The organism is uncultured Bradyrhizobium sp. (assembly GCF_936943645.1).
Taxonomy (GTDB): domain Bacteria; phylum Pseudomonadota; class Alphaproteobacteria; order Rhizobiales; family Xanthobacteraceae; genus Bradyrhizobium.
This window is the reverse complement of record NZ_CAKZJO010000105.1, coordinates 1-12,621: the sequence shown is the minus strand read 5'-3', so window position 1 is coordinate 12,621 and position 12,621 is coordinate 1. Positions and strand designations below refer to the sequence as shown.

At 65.8% G+C, this 12,621-nt stretch carries 7 protein-coding genes; 5 read left to right on the top strand and 2 right to left on the bottom strand.

The window, feature by feature from the left end; translation table 11 throughout:
- Nucleotides 1-51: 51 nt before the first annotated feature.
- The 3 genes from Q0743_RS30890 (at nt 52) to Q0743_RS30880 (ending at nt 6,623) form a co-directional block, all read left to right on the top strand.
- Nucleotides 52-2,094 carry a methyl-accepting chemotaxis protein gene (locus Q0743_RS30890; RefSeq protein WP_298245202.1) on the top strand — a complete coding sequence of 681 codons (2,043 nt, stop codon included), beginning with the start codon at nt 52-54 and terminating at the stop codon, nt 2,092-2,094.
- Between the two features lie 166 nt (nt 2,095-2,260).
- A complete protein-coding gene (locus Q0743_RS30885) occupies nt 2,261-5,440 on the top strand; it encodes an efflux RND transporter permease subunit (protein ID WP_298245201.1) in 3,180 nt (1,059 codons plus the stop codon).
- Complete coding sequence (locus Q0743_RS30880; RefSeq protein ID WP_298245200.1) at nt 5,427-6,623, top strand: efflux RND transporter periplasmic adaptor subunit; 1,197 nt, start codon at nt 5,427-5,429, stop codon at nt 6,621-6,623. The genes Q0743_RS30885 and Q0743_RS30880 overlap by 14 nt, the downstream gene beginning before the upstream one ends.
- Nucleotides 6,624-6,664: 41 nt before the next feature.
- Here Q0743_RS30880 and Q0743_RS30875 read toward each other — a convergent pair whose 3' ends face one another.
- Both Q0743_RS30875 and Q0743_RS30870 read right to left on the bottom strand, forming a co-directional pair.
- On the bottom strand, nt 6,665-8,173 hold the full coding sequence (locus Q0743_RS30875) for an acetyl-CoA acetyltransferase (protein WP_298245199.1): 1,509 nt from the start codon (nt 8,171-8,173) through the stop codon (nt 6,665-6,667).
- A gap of 213 nt (nt 8,174-8,386) precedes the next feature.
- Nucleotides 8,387-9,520: a nitronate monooxygenase gene (locus Q0743_RS30870; RefSeq protein ID WP_298245198.1), complete on the bottom strand. Its 1,134-nt coding sequence runs from the start codon at nt 9,518-9,520 to the stop codon at nt 8,387-8,389.
- A 252-nt stretch (nt 9,521-9,772) separates the two neighbouring features.
- Here Q0743_RS30870 and Q0743_RS30865 point away from each other — a divergent pair, with 252 nt between their 5' ends.
- Together Q0743_RS30865 and yghU are read left to right on the top strand one after the other, a co-directional pair.
- Nucleotides 9,773-11,428 (top strand): NAD(P)/FAD-dependent oxidoreductase, encoded by a 1,656-nt coding sequence (locus tag Q0743_RS30865; RefSeq protein ID WP_298245197.1) that lies wholly within the window; start codon nt 9,773-9,775, stop codon nt 11,426-11,428.
- A 162-nt stretch (nt 11,429-11,590) separates the two neighbouring features.
- Nucleotides 11,591-12,466: a glutathione-dependent disulfide-bond oxidoreductase gene (gene yghU, locus Q0743_RS30860; protein ID WP_298245196.1), complete on the top strand. Its 876-nt coding sequence runs from the start codon at nt 11,591-11,593 to the stop codon at nt 12,464-12,466.
- Nucleotides 12,467-12,621: the final 155 nt, after the last annotated feature.

The following is a 12,621-nucleotide window of genomic DNA, read 5'->3' as shown; positions in this document are numbered from 1 at the left end:
CATCTCAGAATTGGAACGGTACTCCCCGTCATCATTTCGGCGCTTGCCCTGATGGGGGTAGCTGCAACCGGCTACGCGGCCATTCACGCCTACCATGACCGTCAGGAGGCCGAAATCTTCGTCGGTCTCAACGGTATTTCGCAATCGCTGCTGCACAGCGCCGGACAGTGGGCGAAAGAGCGCGGCATGACCAATGCGGCGCTGAATTCGCCCGAGCTGCTTCCGGCCGATCGGCGCGCGGAGATCGACGCTGTGCGGGCGACGTCGGATCAGACCTTCCGCGATGCCGTGCAACGTCTGCGCGCTGTCACGGCGATGAAGGGCGCCGAACAGCGTATCTCGGAAGCCGAGCGGACATTCCAGAACTTCGAAAACCTGCGTCGCAAGGTGGATGCGAACCTCGCCAAGCCCGGGCCGGAGCGGGACGGTGAGGTGGTCAAGGCCTTTGCCCCGGCGATCACCGACCTGATCGAGGTCGCCGCCAACAGGCCGCGCATTACGCTGGAGACGCTGACCAGCTCGCCTTCGGCCGCCATGGCACGCCTCGTCGGCCTCCGGCACCTGACGGCCGAGATGGCGGAGAACGCCGGGCGCGAACGTGCGCTTCTCGGTGGATTGATCAGTTCGCACACCAAGCTTGCCGCGGACGGTATCGGCCGGATCGCGGCCTTCCGTGGCCACGTGGAGCTTGCCTGGGAGACGGTCGCCCCGATCGCCGACCGCACCGACATTGCGGCGGCGCTCGCAAAGGCCATCAAGCAGGTGAATGAGGATTATTTTCAGACCTATGGCGCCTTGCGGGCCGATGTGCTCGCGGCCGGCCCGAGCGGCGAATACAAGATCACCGGCCACGATTATGTGGGCCGCGCGACAACGGCAATCAATTCCATTCTCGGGCTGGCGGGTGCCATCGGCGCGGCGGCGGATACGGAGGCCGCCGAGCAGGCGAAGGCGAGCGCTTCCAATCTGATCGTTAGTGTTGCGATCCTGCTTGCGAGCCTTGGCCTCACATTGCTGAGCTTCTGGGTCGCGTTTTCGCGCATCGTGCGTCCGCTCTCGGCTCTGACGGGTGCAATGGGCGAATTGGCGAGTGGCAATTTCGCGGTGGTCCTCCCCGGACTTGGCCGCAAGGACGAGGTGGGCGATATGGCCCACGCGGTCGAGACCTTCAAGGTCAAGGCGGAGGAGAAGGCACACGAGGTGGCGGACGCCAAGATCCGGCAGGACCAGGTCGCGGCTGAACAGCGCCGTGCCGACATGCACAGCCTTGCCGGTCAATTCGAGACGGCGGTCGGCGAGATCGTGGATGCGGTGAGTTCGGCTTCGACCGAGCTGGAAGCCTCTGCCGGTGCGATGAACGTGACGGCCGCGCAGGCGCAAAAGCTCGCCGTCGTTGTCGCCGACGGTTCGGAGGAAGCCTCGGCAAACGTCCAATCGGTCGCGTCCGCGGCCGAGCAATTGTCCACCTCCGTCACCGAGATCAGCCGCCGGGTGCAGGATTCGGCGCGAATGGCCAACGAAGCCGTCGACCAGGTGCGGCTGACCGACGGGCATATCGACGGCTTGTCGAAGGCGGTCGGCAAGATCGGCGACGTCGTCGAACTGATCGACCAGATCGCTGGGCAGACCAATCTCCTCGCGCTCAACGCAACGATCGAAGCGGCGAGGGCGGGCGAGTCCGGTCGTGGCTTCGCGGTGGTGGCTTCCGAGGTCAAGGCCCTTGCCGCGCAGACGGCGAAGGCGACCGGTGAGATCGCAGAGCAGATCACCGGCATCCAGTCGGCGACACGAGAGTCCGTCACGGCGATCCGCGACATCGGCGGCACCATCTCGCGGCTGTCCGAAATCGCTGCGGCCATTGCCGCGGCGGTGGAGGAACAGGGGGCGGCGACGCAGGAGATCACGCGAAACGTGCAGCAGGCGGCCAAGGGCGCGCAGCAGGCCTCGACCAATGTCGGCGAGGTCGAGCGGGGCGCCGCCGAGACCGGCGCGTCGTCCTCGCAAGTGCTGTCGGCGGCGCAGATGCTGTCGCGCGATTCCAACCGTCTCAAGCTCGAGGTCGGCAAGTTCCTGAGCGCGGTCCGCGCCGCCTGAGACAGGCCGCCGCATAGCTGCGATGTCAATTTCGCAGTGCGGTAGCAGGGAATTGAATGCGGGATAGCCGCCAGGCATTAGCGTTTCCGGCGGTGCTCAGGTAAAGGGAGGAGGGATCCCCGCGGGGGCGGATTCCTTCCTTGCTTGACCTGGATTTGCCTGGCGCATGATTGCTCTGGTCCGTATTGCCCTGAGCCGGCCCTATACGTTCGTCGTGCTCGCGCTTCTGTTGCTGATCATCGGACCGCTCGCGGCGCTGCGGACCCCGACCGACATCTTCCCGGACATCCGCATTCCCGTGATCGGCGTGGTCTGGCAGTACACCGGCCTGCCGCCCGACCAGATGTCCGGCCGTATCACGACGCCGTTCCAGCGTGCGCTGACGACGACGGTCAACGACATCGAGCACATCACCGCCAATTCCTACAACGGCTTTGGCATCATCAAGATCTTCTTCCAGCCCAATGTCGACATCCGCACCGCCAACGCGCAGGTTACCGCGATCTCGCAGACGCTGATCAAGCAGATGCCGCCGGGGGCAACGCCGCCCCTGATCCTGAACTACTCTGCGTCCACCGTGCCGATCATCCAGGTGGCGCTGTCGGGCGACGGCCTGACCGAGCAGAACCTTGCCGACATCGGCATCAACAATCTGCGCACGCCGCTGGTCACCGTGCCCGGTGCGGCGATCCCGTATCCGTTCGGCGGCAAGCAGCGCCAGGTTACGATCGATCTCGATCCCACTGCGCTCCAGGCGCGCGGCCTGTCCGGTCAGGACGTCGCCAACGCCCTTGCCGCGCAAAACCTGATCACGCCGGTCGGCACCCAGAAGATCGGCCAGTTCGAATACAACATCCAGCTCAACAACTCGCCGCTCAAGATCGACGAGCTTGGCAACCTGCCGATCAGGACCGTCAACGGCGCCATGGTCTATGTGCGCGACGTCGCCACCGTGCGCGACGGCAACCCGCCGCAGACCAACATCGTCCATGTCGACGGCAACCGCTCGGTGCTGATGATGGTGCTGAAGGCCGGCGCGACCTCGACGCTCGACATCATCGCCGGCATCAAGCAGAAAGTGATCGACGTCAAGGACCAGCTCCCCGACGCGCTCAAGATCGGCTTCATCGGCGACCAGTCGGTGTTCGTCCGCGGCGCGATCCAGGGCGTCGCCGTCGAGGGCGTGATCGCGGCACTGCTCACCAGCGTCATGATCCTCTTGTTCCTCGGCAGCTGGCGCTCGACCATCATCATCGCGGTGTCGATCCCGCTGTCGGTGCTGGGCGCCATCATCATGCTGTCGGCGATCGGCGAGACGCTGAACATCATGACGCTCGGTGGCCTTGCGCTGGCGGTCGGCATCCTCGTCGACGACGCCACCGTCACCATCGAGAACATCAACTACCATCTGGAGCAGGGCAAGCCGGTCGAGCAGTCGATCCTCGACGGCGCCAACCAGATCGTGACGCCGGCCTTCGTCTCGCTGCTGTGCATCTGCATCGTGTTCGTGCCGATGTTCTTCCTCACCGGCGTTGCGCGCTTCCTGTTCGTGCCGATGGCGGAAGCCGTGATGTTCGCGATGATCTGGTCGTTCATCCTGTCGCGCACGCTGGTGCCGACCATGGCGAACTATCTGCTGCATGCCCATGTCGATCACGAAGGAGCGCCGCCGAAGTCGCGCAATCCGCTGGTCTGGTTCCAGCGCGGCTTCGAGGCGCGGTTCGAGCGCGTCCGCGGCTTCTATCACGACCTGCTCGGCCTCGCTCTGGCGCACCGTGCGGTGTTCGTGATCGGCTTTCTCTGTGTCGTCGGTGCATCCTTCGCGCTGGTGCCGTTCCTCGGGCGCAACTTCTTCCCCGCGGTCGATGCCGGCAACATCCTGATGCATGTCCGCACCCAGGTCGGCACGCGTGTCGAGGAGACCGCCAACCAGCTCGCCGACGTGCAGAAGGCGGTGCGCAAGCTGATCCCCGGCGAGATCGAGACCATGACCGACAACATCGGCATGCCGATCTCCGGCATCAACATGACTTACAACAACACCGGCGTGATCGGCCCGCAGGACGGCGACATCCAGATCAAGCTGAAGGAGGGCCACAAGCCGACCGAAGAGCACGTGAAGGTGCTGCGCGAGCAATTGCCGCGCCTGTTCCCCGGCGTCAGCTTCGCCTTCCTCCCTGCGGACATCGTCAGCCAGATCCTGAATTTTGGCGCGCCTGCGCCGATCGACCTGCAGATCCGCGGTGCCAACCTTGCCGGCAACTTCGCCTATGCCAACAGCCTGCTGGCCAGGGTCCGCAAGATCCCCGGCGTGGCCGATGCCCGCATCCAGCAATCCCCGAACGCGCCGACCTTCAATATCGATGTCGACCGCACCCGCGCGCAATATGTCGGCTTGACCGAGCGCGACGTCACCAACAGCCTCGTGGTCAATCTCGCCGGCTCCTCGCAGGTCGCGCCGACCTATTACCTCAACCCGGACAACGGCGTGTCCTACTCGATCGTGATGCAGACGCCGCAATACCAGATCGACTCGCTCAGCGCGCTGCAGACGCTGCCGATCACCGCCGCCGGCAATGCGCAGTCGCCGATCCTCGGCGGCATTGCCGACATCAGGCGATCGGCCTCGAGCGCGGTGGTCTCGCAATACGACATCCAGTCTATGGTGCAGATCTTCGCGACGACCTCGGGCCGCGATCTCGGTGCGGTCGCCGCCGACATCCGCCAGGTGATTGCCGACACGGCCAAGGAGGTGCCGAAGGGCTCGTCCGTGGTGCTGCTCGGCCAGGTGCAGACCATGAACGGCGCTTTCACCGGCCTGTTGTTCGGTCTGCTCGGGGCCGTCGTGCTGATCTACTTCCTGATCGTCGTGAACTTCCAGTCCTGGTCCGATCCGTTCGTGATCATCACGGCGCTGCCGGCCGCGCTGGCCGGCATCGTCTGGATGCTGTTCACGACCGGGACCACGCTGTCGGTTCCCGCGCTGACCGGCGCCATCATGTGCATGGGCGTTGCCACCGCCAACAGCGTGCTCGTGATCTCCTTCGCTCGCGAGCGCTATGCCGAGCTCGGCGATCCCATTGCGGCCGCGCTCGAAGCCGGCTTCGTCCGGTTCCGCCCGGTGCTGATGACCGCGCTCGCCATGATCATCGGCATGGCGCCGATGGCGCTGGGGCTGGGCGAGGGCGGCGAGCAGAATGCGCCACTTGGCCGCGCCGTGATCGGCGGCCTGATCTTTGCAACCTTCGCCACGCTGATGTTTGTTCCCGTGGTGTTCAGTATGGTACACAAAAAGCAAGGCGCCACAGCCGCCGCCCCCTTGGAGACCCCGCATGTCGCCCACTGAATCCCGCTCGCCGGTGTCGCACCGGAAACTGGGCATCTTCGGCGTGGTGGCGCTGATTGCGGCGGGTCTTGTGGTCGGCACCGGCATCCGCGCCCGCGAAGAGCAGGACTCCAAGCTGAAGGAGTGGACCGATGACCAGGCCGTTCCCAGCGTCGCGGTAACGCAGCCGAGCGCCAAGGCGCTCAATGCCACCATCGACCTGCCGGGCAGGCTGGAGGCCTATTATCGCGCGCCGATCTTTGCCCGCGTCCCCGGCTATCTCAAGAGTTGGAGCGCCGACATCGGCGCGCGGGTCAAGGCCGGCCAGGTGATCGCCGAGATCGAGGCGCCCGATCTCGACCAGCAACTGCTGCAGGCCAGGGCCGACCTGGCCAGCCAGCAATCCAGCGCCAAGCTGTCGGAAGCGACCCTCAACCGCCGCAAGACGCTGGTCGCCTCCAACTTCGTGTCTGCGCAGGAGATCGACGAGCGCACCGCCGATCTTTCCAACAAGAACGCGGCGGTTCGCTCGGGCCAGGCCAATGTCGAGCGGCTGGAAGCGCTGGCCGGCTACAAGAAGATCACCGCGCCGTTCGACGGCGTCGTCACCGCGCGTGACACCGACGTCGGTGCGCTGATCAATGCCGGCGGCGGTTCGGGCCCGGCGATGTTCGTGGTCTCTGACATCACCAAGCTGCGCGTCTACGTCAACGTGCCCCAGAACTACGTGCCGGCGATCAAGATCGGCGCCAAGGCCGTCATCACGCTGCCGGAGTATCCGAACCGGAATTTCCAGGCGACGGTTGAGGCGTCCTCGCAGGCGGTCGACGTGGCCTCCGGCACCACGCGCATGCAGCTTGGCCTCGACAATTCCTCAGGCGAGCTGATGCCCGGCGGCTATGCCAGCGTGAAGCTGAGCCTGCAGCGCGATTCCGCGCCGCTCAGCATTCCCGCCAGCGCGCTGATCTTCAACAGCCGCGGCCTGCGTGTCGCCACCGTCGGTGCCGACGACAAGGTGCTGTTCAAGCCGGTGACCATCGCCCGCGACCTCGGCCGCGAGATCGAGCTCGCCTCGGGGATTGCCGCCGACGACCGCGTCATCACCGCGCCGCCGGACGGCCTCTCCGATGGCGATGCGGTGCGGGTTGTTGGCGCCAAGGGCAAGCCGGCCACCGCTTCGGAGAAGCAGGCGCCGAAGGGTTAGCTCTTCTTCACCTCGCCCCGCTTGCGGGGAGAGGGAGAATATTACGCCACCCGCCACTCCGGTACGCCGTCCGCCGCCATCGCGATCTCGCCGAGCGATCCCACCGGCGTGCGATCCATATTGAGCAGATGCGCCAGCGTCGCGCTGTCGCTCGCCGGAATTCGTGCCAGCGTGCGCCGGTCATCTGCCGTCCGCAGCATCACCACGCCGTGCTCGGCCTCGCCGCCGCGGCCGTAGAGCACGGTGAAGCTCTCCACCTTGCCCTTGCCCGCGGCCTCGCTGACGAACTCCGGCACCGCGCGCTTGTTGCGGTCGGCCTCGGCTTGCACGCTCGTCTCCTGCGCCAGCGCCGCGCGCGGCGCGGTCTTCGCCACCACCAGCGCGTGATGCTTGGTGACGAAACCGCCTTGTCCGTAGAGCAGGCCGAGCTTTGCGCCCTCGCGCACACGCCGCACCATCGCACAGGCCGCGTGCGTCATGTAGGTGTTGAGCGGCGCGCCGAAGAAGGTGAGGCCGCCGGTGACGGTCGGTTGCACGTCGGCGCCGAGGCCCAGCGTCCGCCGCGCCATCTTGGGCACGCAGGGGAAGCAGCTATAGAGCTCGATGGCGTCGAACGTCTTGCCGTCACCGCCGGCGAGGTCCATCGCGGCCTTGAGCACCGCGTTCTGAGGATGGCTCTCGTGGAACTGGTCCCGCAGCAGATAATCGCGCGGCTCTTCCGCCGAGGCGCCGCCGAGCGGATAGACCAGCTTGTTTTCCGCGATGCCAAGCGCACGCGCCTTGGCGAGGCTGGTCAGCAGCAGCGCGCCGCCCATATTGACGCTGGGGTTGGCGACCATGAGCTTGTTGTAGGGCCAGGCGATCAGGCGGTTGTCGGCGGTCGGCGTCGTGATCTCCTCCGGCGTGTAGCGCCGCTTCAGCCAAGCGTTTGGATTCTGCGCGGCGGCTTCCGAATAGCGCGACCACAATATGCCCGACTCCGCCATCGCCTCACGCGGCGTCTGGCCCCAATGCGCGGCGGATGCCGCCTCATAGAGCGGATAGACCGTGACGGGGCGGAACACCCCTAACTTCACCGCCAGCGGTTTCTGGAAAGCTGCGCCGCGCTTGGGCTCCTCGACGTCATGGGCGAATGGCGTCCATGGCAACTTGACGCCGGCACGCTCCGCCTTGGTCGCGGTCGATTGCGCCTCTGCCCCGCACACGGCGGCCACGGTGCATTCGCCGCGCGCGATGCGCTTGGCGGCTTCGTGGATGTAGCGGATCGGGCTCTCGCCGCCGACCGGGCCGTAATAGCAATGCGCAGGCGTCACGCCGAGGCGCTGTGCCAACAGCTTCTCCGGATCGCGATAGCGCCAGCTCAGGAAATTGACGACGTCGAGCGACTGCACCTCGCCGAGCAGCTTTGCGCCGGCATCCGGCTCGGCGCGCCGCAACGCCTGTTCGAGCAGGTCGAGCGGCTCGAGGCCGGCGGTGACCTCCTTGGGGCGGTCGACGATCTCGCCGATGCCGACGATGACGGGGATGCGATCTTCGGGGGTATTGGTCATTTCTTCTTGCTTCACGTTTCAGGTTCTTGGCACGCCGTCGCCCTTTGAGGGCCGCCGAAGAGGCGGCCACCTCAGGGTGACGGCTACGGATACGGCGTCATCCCCGCGCAATGGCGAAGCCATTGTCGCTGGAGGTGCGAGTGGCACGGTGCGCTAGCACCGGGCCGCGAGCCTCGAAGGATGGGCCACGAGCACAATTCCGGCCACGCGCAATCACTCCGCCACCAGCGCATTCATGTGCTCGACGGCTTCGGCGAACTCTTCCTTGAACTCCTGCACCACGGCGCCCGCGGATTTCACGCTGTCGATCAGGCCGACGCCCTGGCCGACGAAATAGCTGACGAGGTCGCGCGCCCTGGCGTTGCCGGCCGCCGCAGCGCGGTCGATCGCGTTGAACGCGTCGCGGCTGATGATGCTCTGTAGTGGCATCGGCAGCGCGCCCGGGCTGTCGGGGGCGCGGTCCCAGGCATCGGTCCAGACCGAGCGGAGCTGGCGCGCTGGTTTGCCGGTGCGGCCCTTCGAGCGCACCGCGTCGCGCGAGGACGCCGCGATCATCTTCTCGCGGAAGATCTCGCTCGTCTCGGACTCGACGGTCGCCAGCCACACCGAGCCGGTCCATGCGCCGGCCGCGCCCATCGCCATGCAGGCCGCCATCTGCCGGCCGGTTATGATGCCGCCGGCGGCGAGCACCGGTACGTCGCGGATCTCCTTGATCGCCTTGATCACCTCCGGCACCAGCACCATGGTCGAGACCTCGCCGCAATGGCCGCCGGCCTCGGTGCCCTGCACCACGAGGATGTCGACGCCGGCCGCGACCTGGCGCAGCGCGTGCTCCTTGGCGCCGACGAGGGCGGCGACCGGCACGCCGTGCTTCCTGCCCATCTCGATCATCGCCTTCGGCGGCACGCCCAGCGCATTGGCGATCAGGCGGATCGGATGGTTGAAGGAGACTTCGAGCAGCTGCAGCGCCGTCTTCGCATCGAACGGCTGCGGCTGATCGGCGGCGACCTCCGTGCTCGTCAGCTCGATGTCGTATTTCTTCAGCAGATCGCGCGTATAGGCGCGATGCTCCTGCGGCACGCGCGCTTCGAGACTCTTCCAGGTGACGTCCTTCTCGCCTGATGTGGAGATGTTCTCGGGGATCAGCACGTCGATGCCGTAGGGCTTGCCGTCGACGTGATCGTCGATCCATTTCAGCTCGCGCTCGAGCGTGTCCGGCGTGTGCACGGTGGCACCCAGCACACCAAAACCGCCGGCGCGGCTGACGGCGGCAACGACATCGCGGCAATGGCTGAAGGCGAGCAGCGGGAACTCGATGCCCAGCATGTCGCAGATCGGCGATTTCATGGTCCTCTCCCGGCCGCCTTCGTGGCTCGTTGTTGCTTGCTTGGCGAAGGCTGTCCGACGCTAGCGCATCGTTGTCTGCGATGCCACGCCGGATTCGGCAAAGCATCTTGCGTGCAGGCGCCGCGCGGCGGCGAGGCCATTCCGCTGCACAAAATAAGCAGATCAGGGCTCGTCGTTTTGCCACTTGCGCTTTCGCCGGCGCTCGCAAATGCTGACGGGCAACAACTCAAAACAACGAGGGAGCGCCAGCCGATGACGTCAGCGCCAGCAAGTCCGGCCCATGCCAGGGAAGCCTATGACGTTGTCGTCGTCGGTGCAGGGTTTGCCGGCATGTACATGCTACACCGGTTGCGCGGGCTCGGCTTCTCGGCGCGGGTCTACGAGCAGGGCGGCGGTGTCGGCGGCACCTGGTACTGGAACCGATATCCCGGCGCGCGCTGCGACGTCGAGAGCATGCAATATTCCTATTCGTTCTCCGAGCAGCTGCAGCAGGAATGGGACTGGAGCGAACGCTACGCGCCGCAAGCAGAGATCCTGAAATACGCCAACCATGTCGCGGATCGCTTCGATCTGCGCCGCGACATCCAGTTCGACACCCGCGTCGAGCGCGCCGTCTTCGACGAGCGCGCCAAGCGCTGGTCGGTGACGACCTCCGGCGGCGAGACGGTGCAGGCGCAATTCGTCGTGCTTGCGACGGGATGCCTGTCGAATGCGCGCAAGCCCGACATCAAGGGCCTCGAGAATTTTGAAGGGCCCGTCTACCACACCGGCAACTGGCCGCATGAAGAGGTCGACTTCACCGGCCTGCGCGTCGGCCTGATCGGCACGGGATCGTCGGGTATCCAGTCGGCGCCTGTTATCGCCGGGCAGGCGAAGCACCTCACCGTGTTTCAGCGCACCGCGAACTTCTCGATTCCCGCCCGTAACGCCGCGCTCAGCGCCGAGGAGCGCGATGCGTTCCGCAACAATTATCCGGAGATCCGCCGCTTCGCCCGCGAGGTCGCGCGCAACGGCATCTATGCCGAGCAGCCCGATCGTGGCGCGCTCGACGACAGCGAGGATGTCAGGCGCGGGAAATACGCGGGGCGCTGGGAGCGCGGCGGGCTCACCTTCATGTACGCCTACAACAATCTCGGCCTCGACCGCACCGCGAACGACACGGCCGCCGATTACGTCCGCGGCAAGATCGCCGAGATCGTGAGGGATCCCGCGACGGCAAAGCTGCTGCAGCCGAACAGCCATCCGATCGGCACCAAGCGCATCTGCATCGACACTGACTATTTCGCGACCTTCAACCGCCCGAACGTCTCGCTGGTCGACATCAAGACCAATCCGATCGAGGAGATCACCGCGAATGCGGTTCGCGTTGCGGGCCAGGACCATGAGGTCGACGCGCTGGTGCTGGCGACCGGCTTCGACGCCATGACCGGGTCGGTCGCCAAGATCGACATCCACGGCCGCGGCGGACGGACGCTGAACCAGAAATGGGCGGAGGGCCCCAAGACCTATCTCGGGCTGATGAGCGCGGGCTTCCCGAACCTCTTCATCATCACCGGTCCCGGCAGCCCCTCGGTGCTGTCGAACATGATCGTGTCGATCGAGCAGCATGTCGACTGGATCGCCGATTGCCTCGTCCACATGCGCAAGGACGGTCTGGCGACCATGGAGGCGGGAGGGGAGGCCGAGGACAAATGGGTGGCGCATGTCAACGAGGTCGCCGCCGGCACGCTCTATCCCCAGGCCAATTCCTGGTACATGGGCGCCAATATCCCCGGCAAGCCGCGCATCTTCATGCCCTATATCGGTGGTGTCGGCGTCTATCGCCGCATCTGCGACGAGGTCGCAGCGAAGGGCTATGAGGGGTTTTTGATCGAGCGCGCGGAGCAGCCGCAGGCTGCGGCGTCATAGCGCCTGTCACTCAGGCTCGCCCTGCGGGCCCTGGAACGACGGGGAGGGAGCCTGTAATGACGAAACGGTGAGTGGCTCCGCCCGGCCATGCGTCTCGGAGCCCTTGCCATCGGCCAATCCGGGGCTAATTAATGCAGGCGCATCTTTCTGCCGGAGCCCCGCATGACCGACACCCCCGCCTACGTGCCGCCCAAAGTCTGGACCTGGAATAAGGAGAATGGCGGGCAGTTCGCCAGCATCAACCGCCCGATCGCCGGCCCCACCCACGACAAGGAGCTGCCGGTCGGCAAGCATCCGCTGCAGCTCTATTCGCTGGCCACCCCGAACGGGGTGAAGGTCACGGTGATGCTGGAAGAGCTGCTGGCGCTCGGCCACAAGGGCGCCGAATACGACGCCTGGCTGATCAAGATTGGTAACGGCGACCAGTTCGGCAGCGGCTTCGTCGACATCAACCCGAACTCGAAGATCCCCGCGCTGATGGATCGCTCCGGCCCCGAACCGATCCGGGTGTTCGAATCCGGCTCGATCCTGTTCTACCTCGCCGAGAAGTTCGGCGCCTTCCTGCCGAAGGACATCAAGGCCCGCACCGAGGCGATGTCCTGGCTGTTCTGGCAGATGGGCAGCGCGCCCTATCTCGGCGGCGGCTTCGGCCATTTCTACGCCTATGCGCCGTTCAAGATCGAATACGCCATCGATCGCTTCGCGATGGAGGTCAAGCGCCAGCTCGACGTGCTCGACCGGCGTCTCGCCGACAACGCGTACCTCGCGGGCAAGGACTACACCATCGCCGACATCGCGGTGTGGCCCTGGTACGGCGCGCTTGCCAAGGGGCTGGTCTACGGTGCCGGTGAATTCCTGTCGGTGCAGGACTACAAGAACGTGCAGCGCTGGACCGACCAGATCGCGCAGCGCCCCGCCGTGAAGCGCGGCCGCATGGTCAACCGCGTCTCCGGCGATCCCGCCAGCCAGCTCCACGAGCGCCACGACGCCGGCGATTTCGAGACGAAGACTCAGGACAAGGTCGCGCCCGCTACGTAAGGTGCGTAGGGCGGATTAGCCGTAGGCGTAATCCGCCTTTCCTTGGCGATTGTTCGGCGGATTACGCCAGCGGACTGCGCTTCGCGCAGCCGCGAGCTAACTAATCGTACTGAGTCAGCCGGTCGCAGTAATTTTGGCTGAGAATCAAGTATTTG

What these genes read in the sequence shown, in the direction of transcription:
- Q0743_RS30890 (WP_298245202.1), top strand. Translation starts at nt 52, where the DNA reads ATGGGGGTAGCTGCAACCGGCTACGCGGCCATTCACGCCTACCATGAC.
- Q0743_RS30885 (WP_298245201.1), top strand. Translation starts at nt 2,261, where the DNA reads ATGATTGCTCTGGTCCGTATTGCCCTGAGCCGGCCCTATACGTTCGTC.
- Q0743_RS30880 (WP_298245200.1), top strand. Translation starts at nt 5,427, where the DNA reads ATGTCGCCCACTGAATCCCGCTCGCCGGTGTCGCACCGGAAACTGGGC.
- Q0743_RS30875 (WP_298245199.1), bottom strand. Translation starts at nt 8,173, where the DNA reads ATGACCAATACCCCCGAAGATCGCATCCCCGTCATCGTCGGCATCGGC.
- Q0743_RS30870 (WP_298245198.1), bottom strand. Translation starts at nt 9,520, where the DNA reads ATGAAATCGCCGATCTGCGACATGCTGGGCATCGAGTTCCCGCTGCTC.
- Q0743_RS30865 (WP_298245197.1), top strand. Translation starts at nt 9,773, where the DNA reads ATGACGTCAGCGCCAGCAAGTCCGGCCCATGCCAGGGAAGCCTATGAC.
- yghU (WP_298245196.1), top strand. Translation starts at nt 11,591, where the DNA reads ATGACCGACACCCCCGCCTACGTGCCGCCCAAAGTCTGGACCTGGAAT.